This window comes from Tissierellales bacterium (genome assembly GCA_025210965.1).
Taxonomy (GTDB): Bacteria; Bacillota; Clostridia; order Tissierellales; family JAOAQY01; genus JAOAQY01.
The window spans coordinates 12990-30094 of sequence record JAOAQY010000149.1; the positions used below are offsets into that span (position 1 = coordinate 12990).

A 17105-nucleotide genomic window follows, 5' to 3' on the forward strand; every position below is an offset into this window, starting at 1 on the left:
AAAATGGGTATAGTAATTTTGAGGAGGAGATTAAATGAAAAAATTGATAACAGGGGCGTTAGTTACACTTATGGTATTAACAGGATCAATGCAATCATTAGCTGCAGCGGGGGAATTTGAGAACTTTGAATACGTATCAGATTTAAAAGTTTTAAAGGATTTATTGAATGAAAATCATGGAAATTTGTATGAACACATATCAGAAAAAGAATTAAATGAGGCATTTGAAAATGCATACAATGCAGTAGATGAAGATATGACTTATCCAGAATTTTATGAGGAATTAGCAAAAATAGTATCTAAAATAAAAGATGGACATACTTCGTTAAGTGCAGCAGAGTGGTTTAAAAGTCAAGTAAATGAAAATGGAATGTATTTGCCACTAACAATAAAAAAAATTGAAGGTAAATACGTATCAGATTTTGTTTATGATGCTATTCCGCTTGGAGCAGAAATTGTAAGTATAAATGGAGATGATATAGAAGATATCGTATCTAGATTGAAAACATCAACAGCAAACGAAACAGACGATGATGCAGGTCTTTCACAACATCTCGTAGAATTTTTATTCCCTCAATTGTACACTATTTATTATGGTGAAGCAGAAGAAAATACTGTTGTATATAATGATTTAGATGGAAATGAGCAATCAGTAGTATTGACTAGCGAGGATGCTAGCTTAAATGAGCTTGTAACTTACAAATATTCTAATTATATGACAGGCAAATATGGTACATCAATGCAGTCAATAGATGCAGAATTTATAGAAGAAAAAAGAGTTGGAATTCTTAGAATCTATACTTTTTCACCAGCAGATTCGGAATATTTTACAAGCTGTGTGGATCACTTTTTTAGAGAGATGAAAACTAGAGGTTACGAAAATTTGATATTTGATGTTAGAGGAAATCTTGGTGGTGATTCCGAGATTATGGATCATATATTGTCATATGTAATCGATGAACCTATGAAAAGCGTAGATAGAATAGAACTTTATAAATTACCAACATTAAGTGGATTAAATATGGTATCAAGTGAACAAGATTATTCATATTTAACAGGGATGGTTGAGTCAGTTATGAATGATGAAAGACCATTTGATGAGCAAAGAGCAGATGGTGCATATAGAAAAGCAGATGGAACATTTGTATTTGAAGAAGAACCAATTGAACCTGCAAAGCAAAATAGTTTTTCAGGTAAAATTTTTGCTATTGCTGATGGCGGATCGTTTTCTTGTGGAACTATTTTCCCACAAATGATTAAAAAGCTTGAAAATGGAACATTGGTAGGTCTTACACCTGGAGGAAATTATTATGATACAACAGCTGGTATAATGTTAGATTGGACTTTACCTAATACTAAAACTTCAATAACAATTCCACTTGTGCAGCTTATAACTGAAAGTGAAAAGATTGAAGGCATATCTGAAAATTCAGGAGTAGAACCAGATATAAAAGTGGAACAAACATTAGAGGATTTTCTAAATAAAGAAGATACTCAGTTAAATAGTATTTTAGAGTCACTATAGATATTTTTATCTAATAACGACATAGTGGTGTATCCCTCTTCATAATATTATATTATGAAGAGGGATACACCACTTATTACATTCTCAAAAAATTGGCTATTTCAAAATAAATTTAATTATTTTGGAATAGCCAATTTTGTTTAGAAATGATAATAGCCTTAAATATACAGCATAAGCTTATTTGATTATAGATACTGAATCACCGATAGAAATAGTACCACTTTTTAAAACTTTACCAAACCTACCTTCACGGCTGACTATATAATGTCTGTCGTGTTCTTTAAATACTTCTTTTCCAATGTGATGTACTTCAAATTCAGCATCATTTATCTTGATTTTAGAACCGACGCAGAATTCTTCTAAGTCTAGACCTTCTATGGTTATATTTTCAGTGTATCCTCCAGCTTCAACTTCAGCTTTCATATGTTCGGGTACTTTTCCAAGAGCTTCTATTGGAAATATGCTTATTTGACGATCCCAATCGCCACCATGAGCATCACCTTCAACACCCCATTCTTTTAATATTGTAGCTTTTGAAACGCTGTTTTTTATGGTGCCTCGTTTTTCACTTTTGTGTATTGCAATGACTTTAGCCATTATAAATCCTCCTATAAAATCTTTTGAAGTTGATAATAGATTATCATTATTTTGACAAAGAGTCAAAAGGATTATTATTGTTAGCTTGTAAAATGAATTGATAAGTGATAAAGTATTTTACTGTGGGAGATTATGGTTTTGGAGGGAAATATATGATTGGGTATATTGTTTTTTTGATGTTGATTTTTAGTTTCATGTTATTAGCTGTTTTGGTTGCTAAATTTGGACCTTTATACATTCGGTTTAAAAAATCATCGTATGAATCAATAAGTGGAAATGATTTTTTACATATAATGAGAGATAAAGGAAGTTATGGCGAATTTTTGATATTTGAGATTCTTGAATCTGTAGAAATACATCATAGAGTGTTGGCTAATCTATATGTTCCAAAAGCAGATGGGTCTACGACAGAAATAGATTTAGTAATGATATGTGAGTACGGATTATTTGTATTTGAATCGAAAAATTATAGTGGGTGGATATTTGGAAAAGAAAGAGAAAAAGAGTGGACGCAGACATTTGGTAAGGGAAAAAAATATAAATTTTTTAATCCAATATGGCAAAATAAGGCTCATATAAATGCGTTGAAAAATACATTAAAAGTAGAAAATGATGATTTATTGAAATCATATATAGTATTTAGCGAAAGATGTAAATTAAAAAAAATAGACATAGATACACCAGGGATTGTTATATTAAAAAGAAGTGTACTAAAGAGAAGAATACAAAAGGACTTTGATCAAATGAGTTCGCAGTATAATCTAGGTCAAATTGAAAGATTATACTCAAAACTTTGCCAGTATGTCAGAGCGGATGATAGTATGAAAAAAAATCATATAAATAGCGTGAGAAAAAAACAAAATATAGTATAAAAATATTTAATATAAAATGTCGATGATATTGCAGATTTTATGCAGAATTATCGATATTTTTTAATAAAATAATTAATTATTGTAAATTTATGGTATAATTAAAATTAGAAATATAGAGGAGGTAGGCAGTTGAAGTTTAGGGAAGTTATACGTAATATATTTGGGAAAAAAGACGATGGAATGTCTGAGAATCAACAGAATAATTATTCAAAAGAGGTTAGGGAACTGGCAATTGAAGTAAGAAAAGATGCGCAGGCAATGGCTGATTCTGCTGAGGAAATATCTCTAGCTAGTGAACATTCAAATCAAGGCATTGAAAGTATTGCATCAGAAATCAATGTGATATCAGATGGAATTCAAAAGAATTCGGAAGTAATTAATTCATCTATGAGTTATATAGAGGATTTAGCAACTGGAGCGGATAAAATTTCACAAGGGACATTAGAAGCTATGCTTACAAGTGAAGCTGTGTTAGAAGCATCAGAAGTTGGAGCAGATAAATTGAAGCAAGCTGTTGAAGCTATTAATCAAGTTAGTGAATCATCTATGCAAGTAAACAAACTTATGGAAACATTGAAAGAATCAGCTCATGAGATGTCTAGTATAGTTCAGGTTATAACTGGTATAGCTGATCAAACTAATTTACTTGCGTTAAATGCGGCTATCGAAGCGGCTAGAGCAGGTGAGAGCGGAAAGGGATTTGCTGTAGTAGCTGATGAAGTTAGAAAATTAGCAGAAGAAAGTAAAAAATCAGCTGACAATATAACAAAATTATTAGGTGGAATAGATGATAAGATAGAGCATTCGTATCAAGCGATGGACAAAGAAAGACAATTAGTTCAAAATAGTGTAAATAAGGTAAATGAGACAGAAAAAGAATTTGGTGAAATCTTGGATTTAGTTCAGAAAACTACTGAGAAGATGGAATTTATACTAGATGCTACTGGAAAACAGGCAGAAGCTACTCAAAGTATAAAATCAGATATGGAAACTGTTTCGGAGAGAACAGAGGAAAGTGCAGCATCATCTAGCCAAATAAGTCAAAATGTGCAAGATCAAGTAGCGACATTTGAAGAAATTGGAGCTAGTATAGAGTCGCTAAGTGAACTTGCAAAGCATATAAAAGCGAATACGCAAAAATTTCAAATTTAGATTTTATAATTGGTAGATTTATTAAAACTATATTTTTTTATTATTAGCACAGCGTCTATAGTCAGTAGGACTTAGACCTGTGCTTTTTTTAAATAGATGAGAAAATCTACTGGCGCTTTTATATCCTACCACAAGGGCAATCTGACTAGAATTTAGTTCTGTTTGTTTCAAAAGATGTTCAGCTTGGCTCATACGTCTTTGTTGTATATATTCAGTTATAGTACAAGCGTGGTAGGCTTTAAAAGTTTGCTTTAACTTAGTGCTACCCATACAAGCGATATTACACAGCTTTGATAGAGGCATTTCGTATGCGTAGTGATCATTTATATAGGATGCTACATTTTGAAGCTGTCTTATATCTTCGCTTGATAGCTGTATTTTTTTCCTTTTTTCATTAGATAAATGATAGTCATATACCATTGACATAGCCTCATTTGCTTTACTTTCATAAAATAATTTTGCAGAAATACCATTACCGCTATAATGTTCAACTTGTTTTAGAAGCTCAATCATTTCTGGAAACGTTCTGGTTTCATCAATGCTTAGTAGTGCAGTTCTAGGATTGATGTAATCGTCAGGATATTTATTTTTTAGAAAATCATCGCAGAAAGCAGGCATAAACTCGATACCTATTGTTTTTATAGGTATTTTTTTATGGAAGACAGCTTGATAAGGGTATGCTTTTGACCAGAATCCCTTTATGCATCCTGCGCTTATTTTTCTATATGGATTTAATTCTTCACCAGAAACTGACTCGAAATAAGATATGCTAAAGTACTCAGCTAAATCAGATTTGATACAAAAATCTTCATGAACATAGAAGTCATGTATAACTATAGAAAATAAATTTTCATGTGTATAAATCCAAAAATATCCATTACCTATAGCTTCGTTTAAAACATACAATTTACCTAATGAGTTGTATTTTGAGTGATTAGAGCAGGCCTTAAAACCTTTTGATAATAGTAATTCCTCGTGTATATTTGATTTGAAATACATAAAAACCTCCTTGTCTCGATTAGACAGAAAACTATCTCGAAAAGACGAATAATAATGATAGTTATTATCAAGTTTGTATTTTTAGTATATACTAAATTAGCGATAAATAGCAAGGGGTTGATTATAAATATAGAACCCAAGCAAATAGAAAAAGGATGTGATTTGACGTGAAAAAGAAAGAAGCTTCTTTATTTTCAAGATTGATAAAATATGCGGGGAATTATAAAGGTTTGTTTGTCTTAGGAATAATTCTTTCTGCAGCAAGTGCAATTTTATCATTAGTGCCATTTTTATGTATATGGTTTGTGGTGAGAGATGTGTTTTTACACTTGAGTGGTGAAATAGAGATACTAGAGCTATCTGGTTATGGTTGGACAGCAGTCAGTTTTTCAATAATTAGCATAGTGCTATATTTCGTAGCTCTCATGTGTTCGCATCTTACAGCATTTAGAGTCGAAAAAAATATGAGAAGGGAAACAATGCACAAAATAGTGAGTTTGCCGCTTGGATTTTTTAAAGAGAATACAATGGGTAAATTAAGGAAAGTTATAGATGATAATGCAAGTCTTACACATAGCTTTTTGGCTCATCAGTTACCAGATTTATCAGGTGTAGCTATGATGCCTATAATTATATTAGCTATACTTTTCATATTTGATTGGAAACTGGGCTTAGTGAGTCTTTCAACATTGATATTTGCAGCTTTATCTTTGAAAAAAATGCTTGGTGAAGAGGGAGCTAAATTTATGGCTCATTATATGGATGCTTTGGAAGAGATGAACACATCTGCTGTTGAATACGTAAGAGGTATTCCGGTTGTAAAGGTTTTTCAGCAGACGGTTTATTCTTTTAAAAATTTTCATAAGGCAATACATGAATATAGTGAATTTGCATCTGATTATGCAATGAATTGTAGAGTACCTATGATTGGATTTACACTTAGCATAAATGCACCCTCTTTTTTATTAGCGCCAATAGGAGTACTGTTTATAGCTAATGTTTCAGATTACAAAATGTTTTTGTTAGATCTTATATTTTACATGCTATTTACACCTATGCTTGCAGTTATGATGACTAAAATAATGTATTCGGGTGAAAATGTAATGATAGCAAAACAAGCAGTAGAACGAATAGATAGTTTGCTAGAGTCGAAACCATTAGAAGTAGTAAATGCCGTAGAAGACTTACGTGGGCACGATATAGAATTTGATTCAGTAGAATTTTCATATCCAGGACAAGAACAAAAAGTTATAGATGGAATTAGTTTGAAAGTGACAAAAGGTCAAACTATAGCACTAGTAGGGCCATCGGGAGGCGGAAAAACTACACTTGCAAATTTGGCTGTTAGATTTTGGGATGTTGACAAGGGTAGTGTTAAAATAGGCGATGTAGATGTAAAAAATATAGATGAAAATACTCTCATGAATGAAGTTGCTTTTGTATTTCAAAATAGTAAATTGTTTAAAATGAGTATATTAGAAAATATAAGATTGGGAAAACCAAATGCTAGTCGTGAGGAGATATTGAAAGCGGCGCATGCAGCTCAATGTGATGATATCTTGGAAAAAATGCCGCAAGGAGTAGATACAATAATAGGTAGTGAAGGTGTTTATTTATCAGGGGGAGAAATGCAGAGAGTTGCACTCGCTAGAGCAATACTAAAAGATGCCTCAATTGTAATATTAGATGAAGCTACTGCATTTGCAGATCCAGAGAATGAGCATTTAATACAAAAAGCATTTAAGTCATTAGTCAAGGATAAAACTGTATTGATGATAGCTCACAGATTGTCATCGGTTAAAAATGTAGACAACATTGTAGTAATAAAAGATGGGAAAATAGCTGAACAAGGAAAACATGATGAGCTATTAAACAAAAATGCCGAGTATTCCAAACTTTGGAATGAATATCAGAAATCAATAGCATGGAAAGTTGGAAAGGAGGTTCGCTATGCGTAGTTGGATTCAGAGAAAATTAGCACTCAGTGAAAAGGGGAGTATAGATTTAATCAAAGGTGGAATTTATAGTGCGCTTGTAAATTTAGCGATGATGATGCCTGTAGGTATATTTATTTATGCTCTGAATGATTGGATTAAACCGTTAACTGGAGCAGGTGCGAGCAGTTTGAATTTCACAAGTGTAACAATATTGGTTTTGATAGCATTTGTATTAAACTATTTTTTACATTCAATTCAATATTCAACATTGTTTTTGTCGACATATAGAGAGTGTGAAAATTTAAGAGTTAGCTTAGCAGAGAAATTAAGGTCACTGCCATTATCATTTTTTGGCGAAAAGGATTTATCAGATTTAACGAATAGACTGATGGGAGACTGTACTACACTTGAGCATGCTTTTTCTCATGCGATACCCCAGTTAATAGGATCAATTATATCCACTATAGTAATACTTGTCTCTCTGTTATTATTAGATTGGAGAATGGGGTTAGCAGTTTTTTGGGTAGTGCCAGTATCATTTTTGCTATTGATTGCATCTAGAAGAACACAGAAAAAATCAAAGATAGAGCATCATACAGCTAAAGCTTCGTGTGCAGATTCGATACAGGAGGGTTTTGAAAATATAGAAAGTATAAAAGCTTATGGTTTGCAAAAATGGTATACAGAAGATTTAGATACCAAATTGGACGAATCTGAGGCTACACAAGTTAAATCAGAACTTATGGCAGGAGTGTTTGTTACAAGTGCTCAGGCAATATTGAGATTAGGACTTGCAACAGTGATATTAGTTGGTGGAGATTTGTTTGTAAATGGAGAAACAGCGTTGATTACTTATTTGATATTTTTGATAACAGCGTCTAGGATATATGATCCGCTATCAACTAATTTAAATAATATAGCTGAAGTGTTCCATACAGAATTACCAATAGCTAGGATGAAAGAGATTGAAGAATATCCAGTTCAGCTAGGTACTAATTCGTGTGATATAAAAAACTATGATATAAAGTTTGAAAAGGTTAATTTTTCATACGACAAAGAGGATGAAAAAGTACTTAAAGATGTCTCATTTACGGCAAAACAAGGAGAAGTAACAGCATTAGTTGGACCATCAGGTAGTGGGAAGAGTACTGCTGCAAAACTCGCTGCTAGATTTTGGGACGTCCAAAGAGGTAGCATAAAACTTGGAGACAAGGAAATTTCAAGTGTCGAACCAGAAACACTGCTAAAAAATTATACTATGGTATTTCAAGACGTCACATTGTTTAATGATAGTGTGATGGAAAATATAAGACTAGGCAAGAGGTCAGCTAGTGACAAAGAAGTTTTAAGAGCTGCAAAACTTGCGAGGTGCGATGATTTTGTAAGTAGAATGAACGAAGGATATCATACTGTCATAGGAGAGAATGGATCTACATTATCTGGTGGAGAAAGACAGAGAATATCTATTGCTAGGGCAATGTTAAAAGATGCTCCAATAATACTATTAGATGAAGCAACAGCATCACTAGATGTTGAAAATGAGACGGCTATACAATCAGCATTAAGTGAGCTTATAAAAGACAAGACGGTTTTGGTAGTGGCGCATAGGATGAGAACTATAGAAAATGCTGATAAGGTAGTTGTTTTAGAAGATGGGAAGGTAAAAGAACAGGGGCACCCAGAGGAGCTTATGAAAAGAAATGGTCTTTATACTCATATGGTCAAACTTCAAAAGGAAAGTGTATAGCGTAAATCGTAAAGTTTGAACAAAACATTAAAGTGTTGTAAAATATCTATCTAGTGAATATTGGGTATAAATCAATATAATAATTCATATTGGAGGATAGATAATGTTAAAATTAGGATGTTTGGCAAGATTTTTTAACAGGTACAAAGATGAGGTTGAGTTTGCAAAAGCAAATGGATTTGACTTTATGCAATTGTGGTATGATAACAATGGTTTTAGCTTTCACGAAGATGATGAAAATCCTATAGAATTAATTAATGAATTTGGATTTCCAACTATAATACATGCAGTTCTAAATATAAATGAATTTGAAGAGCACATACCAAAACTTAGAGAAATACTGAAAAAATTGGGACATAAGGAACTTATAATACATCCCATATCAGACAATAGTCCTATAAAAGAGCATAGTTTAGATGAATTGATTGAGCAAATAGATTTTGCGCTTAAAGAGTTGTCAAAAGATGATGTTGTAATTTATTTGGAGAATAATAGTAAACTAAATCCTATCTTTACAGAGACTGAAGAGATTGAAAAAATGTTTGGGGTACACAACAATTTAGAGTTTTTGTTAGATATAGCACATATAGATGGATTGGATCATTTGAAAGCTATGGTAACAGCTAAAAAACCAAAAGTACTTCATATAGCAGACAAACATTTTGATATATTGCATGAACACCTTCCAATTGGAGATGGTGAGATTGATTTTGAAACTATATTTAAAGATATTTTGATAAATTTTGATGGGAAAATAGTATTTGAAGTAGTTGAAACGGATGAAGATATTGTTAAATCGAAGAATACGATTGAAAGAATTATAAAAAACAGTTAGAAAAAAAGTAGTATAATCATGATATTGTGATTATACTACTTTTTGATTTGTTTTTTAATTAATGATAAATTTATTTGCTATACTATCGAGATCTCTAGTAAGTTTTTTTATAGATTCATTTCCATGCTGAATTTCTTCTATTATTGAGGATTGTAGATTTGTCTTTGCTGTTATATCTTGTACTGCTAAAGCATTATCTTGTGTTGAAGTAGCTAAACTTTCTATTGCAAGAGCCATGTCATCAGCTATAGTTGACTGTTGATGTGTTGCTTTTGTTATTTCAGAAATTTCTTTAATTATAGTTTGAATAGAATTAGCGATATTATCAAATTCATTTTTAGCTATTTCACTTTTCTCAACCGATTGATCTACAAGTGTTTTTTCATTATCAACAATTTGAATTGTATGAAGCATTCTATCCTGTATGGTTGTTATAGTTGTCCTAATAGTTTCTGTTGAACTATTACTTTCTTCAGCTAATTTTCTCACTTCTTCGGCTACAACAGCAAATCCTTTGCCAGCTTCACCTGCTCGTGCTGCCTCAATTGAAGCATTTAAAGCTAAAAGATTAGTTTGTTCTGAAATAGATTGAATTAAATTAACGATATTACCAATTTGATCAGCAGATTGCTGCAATTCTTTTAGTACATTAGAGACATCATCAGAACTAATTTTTACATTATCAATAGCTTGAACTACGTCAGTTATATTAGTTTGACCAGAGGTAACAGCATTTGAAACAGATTTACTATTATCCATAGTATTTAATGTTTGCTGATATATAGCATTTGCAGAACTAGAAAGTTCTTCGATACTTGCATTTATTTCTTCAGATATACTAGCATTATTTTGGATTGACTCGTTTACAATATTAACAGAATTTATTATATCATCCAAGTTTTCATTTGATTGAGTCATTAAAGTGTCAAAGTGATGAACATTTTCATTTAATTCACGAGCACTGACCAATAAATCTCTAATAATATGCTTTAATTTAGAAACAAATAAATTAAACCATTTGGCTACGAGACCTATTTCATCGCTTCTATTTGAGTTGAGTGATTTTGTTAAGTCACCTTCGCCTTCTGATATGTCTTGTAATAACAAAGCTGTTTTCAAAAGAGGTCTAGACAAACTTACCGCAAGTAAAAATCCAATGAATAGTATTGATACAATTGAAATTAAAGCTATAAAAAGCATAAAATTACGAAGCATATAAATAGAATCGAAAGCTTCTGATTCATCTATTTCTGACAAAATAATGTAATCAAGACCAGCTATTGACAGTGGAGAATAAGAACTCAATACAGCTATGTTTCTATAATCTTTAATTAACTCTGTTCCTGTTTTTCCTGAAAGAGCATTTTGAGTAGACAAAGTATCAGCACTTTGTAGCAGAACCGAAGTATTATTATTTTCTATATTTTTTAAAATTGAATCAGATACTCCAGAGTCAGAAAGTGTTTTTAGATAATTATCAAAATCTTCAATTAAAAATCGTGAATTTGATCTTAAAGTTTTGTCATTACCTACCAAATATACTTCGCCTGATTCTCCTAGACCACTATTTTTCCATGAATAGTTATTGGTCATAACCTCATTAATTTTGTTTATAGGTATCTGAAATATTAAAACTCCTTCACGTATACCATCTTTATATATCGGAGAAGCAATAAATGAAGCAGGAGCATTATATGATGGATTGTAGAAATCAAAATCTTCAATTACAAATTCATTTTTTGAAATATTAAGTGCACTTTTAAAAACAGCGGCTATATTTGAATTTTTATGAGGTCCATCAAGCAAACTAGTTGCATAATCAGCTTCTTTAAATACACTATACACTATATTTCCAGTATCGGCATCTACCAAAAAAATATCATAATATCCAAATGTTTCTAAATAAGAGCGTATATTTGGATGATAATTTTGATGAATATCATTATAACTTATATCGCTTGCACCACGAGTTAGTAAATGTTTGCTACCTAAAGGATTTGAGTTTGAAGATATGTATTGATCTTGTAGCAATATAGTATTAGGATTTTTACTCAAAAACTTATTGCCCGATACTGGGGTGGTGAGATTTTGATTTAATGCGGGAACAAACTCGTTGTTTAAATAATTCAGAACATTGTTCTTTGAGACATCTAAATCAATGGTTGATTCATTTTTTACATTTGAAAAAGCAATCTTAAATTCAGACATGGCAGATTGTATCATTTTATTATTTGAATAAGTTGTAATTTGATTTTGTATTTGTTTAAAATAGTCTTCAATTTGTGTTGATTTATTTTCTCTTATGGCTACTAGTTCTTTAGTTACTATATTTTCAATTTCAGATTTAGAACTATTGTATGAAAATATACTAACTGTAATAAATGGTATCAATGAAACTAAAAGAATAGATATAAGTAACTTGGTTTTTATTGTCATTTTCACTTTAACAACCTCCTTTAAAAAGCATTCAATTATATAGAATATACCCAAACGCTTATAGTTCAAAATAAATTTATACTAAATTTAAGGTCTAATTCTTTGACTATAGGTGCACTTTCATATAAAATATAAATCGAGGTTAGAAAGAATTATATTGAGGGAGGTAATCTCTATGGGAATGGAATCTAATTTTATGTTTGACGTTTTTCCTTATATTTTTGGAGCAATGTTTATATTGATATTTGGCATGTTTTTAACTGCAATTGTCAAGGGCATACAGCAATGGGATAAAAATAATAAATCACCGGTGCTTACAGTAGATGCAAAGATAGTAGCAAAAAGAGTAGACCAAAGGAGAAGTAGTTCTTCGAATGATCATATGAGTGACAGTATAAGAACGGATTACTATGTAACTTTTGAATTTGACAGTGGAGATAGGTCAGAATTTGAACTTCAAGGAAATCAATATGGATTGTTGATTGAGGGAGATAGAGGTAAACTTACGTTTCAAGGAACTAGGTATAAAGATTTCAAGAGAGTGTAATATAAAAACTGCTATGACAATGTAAATTGTTGTCATAGCAGTTTTATTTTTTACGCCAGATTACCTTCATAGAAATCCTTAGTACTAAGTTGTTGTTTTTAAAACTAAGTGAATGTACAATATGCAATCAAGATTGTTTACAAGGTATATTCAAAAGAGTTTCTACTCTTTGATCTTTTTGATAGAGAGTCATAGTTGATTCTCCAAAACCTTCTATATTAGTACTAGAACCACTAGCTGTTTCTAAAACTTTTTCTAGTATTTTTTCTCCGACGCTATTTACAGATTCTATACCTTTCATTATTCCAGTAGCATCGATGTCTATATCGTCGTTTATCAGATCTTGATTACCGCTGACTCTGATAACTGGTAAGAGTGGATTATTAAAACCAGCCCCTCCAGTAGTCCACACTATAAGTTGTGCTCCGAAAGATGCAAAATTAACAGCTGATCCGCCACAAAGCATAGTTGTTTCGGAAAGATAGAATCCAGTTTTTTTAGGTTTATCAACAAAATCTTTATTGACTTGAAGAACATCTACAATTGGTTTATGTCCCATCTTATGAAGAGCTCCTAAAGATTTTTCTTCTAGAGTTGTTAATCCACCGATACTATTGCCAATACTTATCGTTTCGACTTCAGTGCCTTCTACGCTCCAACGCTTTTCTTCATTTTCTATTAGACGTACAATTTTATCAGCAACAGTATCACTTTCAGCACGTTTTATAAGCTGCTTTTCGCATCCAATTAACTCCATGAGTTCCCCACCAATAGCAGAACCACCAGCATCTACTAATTTATCAACCATAGAACCGACACTAGGGTTCGAAGCTATGCCTGAACTAGTATCAGAACCACCGCATTTTACACCTACTATCAATTTATTGACGTCGACAGATTCTCGTTTGAAAGAATTTGCATATATTTCTAATTCTCTTAGTTTAGATTGACCTATGCTTATAGTTTTTTTAGTGCCTCCATTTTCAACGCAATTTAAGCAGATTACTTTTTTTCCCGTTTTAGCTATAGGCTCAGCAACTTGTTCTGGAAGGATACTTCCACAGCTCATAGCTATCACTAAACATGCAGCTACGTTAGGGTTTTGCCCCACAGCTATCATCTGATTAAATGTTTCTTCATTGCCACCAAGCATGCAAGTGTAGTAATTCGTAAGTAGCACAGCATCATTGCAGTCTTTTATTATATGGCGAGCTATGCCTTCGCAACATTCATCAACAGCTATTACTAATATTTTATTTCTAGTGCCGACACTACCGTCAGCTCTTTTATATCCCATAAAATTCATGAATTATACCTCCACATCGATATTCATCTGTCGCACGATTTCTTTTTTAAAAGCTTCAGGGATATCTACTCTCAAACTTTTGACATTGTGAACATGTACTAGTTCACCTTGTACTATATTTTTTGTCGACTCACCTATTATAGAATTATATTTTATGATTTCACAGCCAACAGGTATGTTTTTTAGTGCTATTTTATTTCCAAAAGGAATATTGTTAAGTGCATTTAAATTTCCAAGTATTTCATTATTATGTGAAAGCAAAACGACTGAATCATTTTTGATAATATCATCAAGAGCAGTTGCTACATTGTCATTTGCTTCCATGAGTATGACTTTTTTCATCATAGATAAATCCTCCTAAAGCTTAAGCGATATTTTTATCATCATCATCCATCTTGAATTCATTGTGAATTTCCAAAGAATGTTTGTGAGAATAGTCTTTAAACATCCATTTCAACCAACCATATAGCATGATTATCATTATAAAAATTAGCGGAATAGCAGTTGCCACAGCGCATGTTTTTATAGTATTTAAGTTTGCTCCTATCAAAATCATAGTAAGAGGAACTAGTGCAAGCATTACACACCAAAACAATCTATGGATAGGATGCGGTTCTTCATTATTTTTAAGACCTGGAGTAGCTGTTGATGCCATTGTAAAGGCTGCTCCATCAAGAGTTGTTGAAAGAAAAAATACTGTTATAACAGCAAACATTATCAAAAGTAGATTACCCGCAGGAAGAGACTGAAGACTCATGACTATAGCTTCTTTATCAAGACCTTTATTTAGCATATCAACAACCGGAACAACTTTAGATACAGCTCTCTCCATAGTAAAACTTCCTAAAATACCAAAGAAGAAGAAACAGCCACAACTACCGCTGACTAAAGTGTTTGTTATAACTGAGCGAATAGTACGTCCCTTTGAGACTTTAGTGATAAATAGTGCAGTGAAAGGAGCATAAGCAGTCCAATATAGCCAGTAGAAGATAGTCCAAGACTCTGGGAAACCACTATTTGCAACTGGATCAGTATACAAGCTCATGTGAACAAAATTTTGTATCATAAGTCCAAATGAGTTTACAAAGTTTTTCATGATAAATAAAGTCGGTCCTATCAATAATACTAAAATACAGAATAAAATAGCTAACTTAGTATTCCAATCAGCGAGTTTACTCATGCCTTTTTGGATACCAATATAAGAACTGAAAGAATAGATTACAGAAATTAATACTATAAGTAATATATTCATTGTAAAATTAGGTTCTATGCCAATTACACTACATACTACTTGAGTAACCAAGGGAACAGAAACGCCAAGAGTTATACTCAAACCACCAAAACAAGTAAATATAAATATTACGTCTATGATTCGTCCGACAATTCCATTTGATTTTATTCCAGTCATAGCACTTACTACGGAGCTGAAACTAAGCCCTTGATTTTTTCTAACATAGAAGTGATAAGCAACAGGAATAGCAGCTAATGCATAAAGTGTCCAGGCGCTAACACCCCAGTGGAACATACTATAAGTAACACTCATTTCGTATGCAAGAGATGAGCCTGGTTCTATTCCAACACCAGGAGAACCTATATAATAAGCCCATTCCATAAATGCCCAATAGACAGTAGCGGAACCGAGACCACAACAAATCATCATAGCAACCCATTTAAATGTCGAATACTCAGGTTTTTCCATTCCAAGCCTTATACTTCCGTACTTACTGAGTGCAATACCTATCAATAGTAATATGCCAAGAAATGTAAATAACAACACACCTGACCCAAATAAATCAGTGAATGTACCAAAAATATTACCAGCAATTGCCTGAGAAACTTCAGGTTTTACTACTAAAAATGCAACTATTCCAAGAACTAATGCCATACTTATAGATATCAATAGAGCATCATACTTTAATTGTTTTTTTTCTACCTTCATAAAATAAACCTCCCAAATGATTATGCGTAAGTTAATTACAATATTTAATTAAAAACACGATATTTCTCGATTATTTCTTCGTTTAATTCAACTCCCAATCCAGGAGCGTTAGGAACACGTATGAATCCATTTTCGAATTCTATTTGGTTTTTGACCAAATCCTTGAAAAGAGGACTAGTGCTTTGTGAGTATTCTATGAGGTCAGTTGTTTCACATGCTGCTAAAAAGTGTGCAGTAGCAGCAATTAATATTCCCGTGCTGAATCCATGAGGAACTAGTTTTACTCCATATTGTTTTGATAATTCATATATTTTCATTGATTCACTTATACCACCACATCTAGTTACATCAGGTTGTACCAAATCGGGTTTTCCGAATTCTAAAAACTGAACAAATTCATGAGTTGTAGTTAATGTTTCGCCACCTGCAACCATTGGCTTTATTGATGAACCAAGATTTTGATAACCAAGTAAATCATCAGAGCCAATTGGTTCTTCTATCCAATTAAGATTGAATTCTTCTAAGCGTTTAGCCATCATCAGAGTATGCTCGGGTGTTTTCCATTTAGCAGCAAGATCTATTTGAATTTCAAAATTATCTCCAGCTTCTTCTCTAACTGCCTTTATGATTTCATAATCGGTATCTGGATCATCACCTAAAATGCCACCACCAAATTTTAAGCTTGTAAAGCCTTTAGATTTCAAATTTCTAACAATAGTTTTGTTTTCAGCAGGTGTATCAGCTGGAATAAATGTTCCATATGCTCTAATTTTATCCCTATGTTTGCCACCAAGCAACTCATATACGGGTACACCATGGTATTTTCCAGCTATATCCCAAAGGGCAATATCTATAGCACTTATAGCATGAATTCCGGCACCGCGGCGACCAACGTAGTTTGAGTAATCATACATTTTATTCCAAAGATAATCTATTTCTAGTGGATTTTCTCCAATCAACAATTCTTTGAGACCGAAACATGCAAGGTTTGAATTAGGTGTTTCTATCAAACTTTTTACAACTAGTGGAGATGAATCGGTTTCCCCAACACCAGTTATACCTTCATCTGTATGGATTTTTACCAGTACAGCATCTTCACCCCACACACATTTTTCCCCAATGGCTGGGACTCTGAGACAAATTACTTCTATATCTGTTATTTTCATAATAACGGTTTCCTCCTAAATCATTCTAATAGGCCTTATTGTCGACA

General features: G+C 32.4%; 14 protein-coding genes. 7 read left to right on the forward strand and 7 right to left on the reverse strand.

Annotated elements, in window-relative coordinates:
• The first annotated feature begins 34 nt into the window (after window positions 1-34).
• Window positions 35-1525 (forward strand): S41 family peptidase, encoded by a 1491-nt coding sequence (locus N4A40_10435; protein MCT4662267.1) that lies wholly within the window; start codon window positions 35-37, stop codon window positions 1523-1525.
• Between the two features lie 177 nt (window positions 1526-1702).
• Here the strand turns inward: N4A40_10435 and N4A40_10440 are convergent, their stop codons facing one another.
• Window positions 1703-2122, reverse strand: a complete 420-nt coding sequence (locus N4A40_10440; GenBank protein ID MCT4662268.1) for an MOSC domain-containing protein — start codon at window positions 2120-2122, stop codon at window positions 1703-1705.
• A gap of 152 nt (window positions 2123-2274) precedes the next feature.
• Here N4A40_10440 and N4A40_10445 point away from each other — a divergent pair, with 152 nt between their 5' ends.
• Together N4A40_10445 and N4A40_10450 are read left to right on the forward strand one after the other, a co-directional pair.
• A complete protein-coding gene (locus N4A40_10445; GenBank protein ID MCT4662269.1) occupies window positions 2275-2994 on the forward strand; it encodes an NERD domain-containing protein in 720 nt (239 codons plus the stop codon).
• A 129-nt stretch (window positions 2995-3123) separates the two neighbouring features.
• The gene (locus N4A40_10450; protein ID MCT4662270.1) at window positions 3124-4146 is read left to right on the forward strand and encodes a methyl-accepting chemotaxis protein; all 1023 of its coding nucleotides are present in this window, start codon (window positions 3124-3126) and stop codon (window positions 4144-4146) included.
• Window positions 4147-4173: 27 nt separating this feature from the next.
• On the opposite strand, the gene N4A40_10455 is transcribed toward N4A40_10450, so the two are convergent.
• Window positions 4174-5145 carry an AraC family transcriptional regulator gene (locus N4A40_10455; protein ID MCT4662271.1) on the reverse strand — a complete coding sequence of 324 codons (972 nt, stop codon included), beginning with the start codon at window positions 5143-5145 and terminating at the stop codon, window positions 4174-4176.
• A 167-nt stretch (window positions 5146-5312) separates the two neighbouring features.
• Between N4A40_10455 and N4A40_10460 the strand changes: the two genes are divergently transcribed.
• From N4A40_10460 to N4A40_10470, 3 genes are all read left to right on the forward strand, one after another.
• Window positions 5313-7103 (forward strand): ABC transporter ATP-binding protein/permease, encoded by a 1791-nt coding sequence (locus N4A40_10460; GenBank protein MCT4662272.1) that lies wholly within the window; start codon window positions 5313-5315, stop codon window positions 7101-7103.
• The gene (locus N4A40_10465; GenBank protein MCT4662273.1) at window positions 7096-8829 is read left to right on the forward strand and encodes an ABC transporter ATP-binding protein/permease; all 1734 of its coding nucleotides are present in this window, start codon (window positions 7096-7098) and stop codon (window positions 8827-8829) included. The genes N4A40_10460 and N4A40_10465 overlap by 8 nt, the downstream gene beginning before the upstream one ends.
• 103 nt (window positions 8830-8932) lie before the next feature.
• The gene (locus tag N4A40_10470; GenBank protein MCT4662274.1) at window positions 8933-9664 is read left to right on the forward strand and encodes a sugar phosphate isomerase/epimerase; all 732 of its coding nucleotides are present in this window, start codon (window positions 8933-8935) and stop codon (window positions 9662-9664) included.
• Between the two features lie 54 nt (window positions 9665-9718).
• Here the strand turns inward: N4A40_10470 and N4A40_10475 are convergent, their stop codons facing one another.
• Window positions 9719-12100 (reverse strand): methyl-accepting chemotaxis protein, encoded by a 2382-nt coding sequence (locus tag N4A40_10475; GenBank protein ID MCT4662275.1) that lies wholly within the window; start codon window positions 12098-12100, stop codon window positions 9719-9721.
• A 175-nt stretch (window positions 12101-12275) separates the two neighbouring features.
• On the opposite strand from N4A40_10475, the gene N4A40_10480 reads away from it, so the two are divergent.
• Entirely contained in the window at window positions 12276-12647 is a 372-nt protein-coding gene (locus N4A40_10480; GenBank protein ID MCT4662276.1) for a DUF2500 domain-containing protein, read from the forward strand.
• A gap of 127 nt (window positions 12648-12774) precedes the next feature.
• Here N4A40_10480 and N4A40_10485 read toward each other — a convergent pair whose 3' ends face one another.
• From N4A40_10485 to N4A40_10500, 4 genes are read right to left on the reverse strand one after another with little or no spacing between them, the layout of a single operon-like run.
• Entirely contained in the window at window positions 12775-13953 is a 1179-nt protein-coding gene (locus N4A40_10485) for a UxaA family hydrolase (protein MCT4662277.1), read from the reverse strand.
• A gap of 3 nt (window positions 13954-13956) precedes the next feature.
• Window positions 13957-14298, reverse strand: coding sequence for a UxaA family hydrolase (locus N4A40_10490; GenBank protein ID MCT4662278.1), 342 nt, complete (start codon window positions 14296-14298; stop codon window positions 13957-13959).
• A 19-nt stretch (window positions 14299-14317) separates the two neighbouring features.
• Window positions 14318-15892 (reverse strand): BCCT family transporter, encoded by a 1575-nt coding sequence (locus tag N4A40_10495; GenBank protein ID MCT4662279.1) that lies wholly within the window; start codon window positions 15890-15892, stop codon window positions 14318-14320.
• A gap of 44 nt (window positions 15893-15936) precedes the next feature.
• Window positions 15937-17058 (reverse strand): mandelate racemase/muconate lactonizing enzyme family protein, encoded by a 1122-nt coding sequence (locus N4A40_10500; GenBank protein MCT4662280.1) that lies wholly within the window; start codon window positions 17056-17058, stop codon window positions 15937-15939.
• Between the last annotated feature and the right edge of the window lie 47 nt (window positions 17059-17105).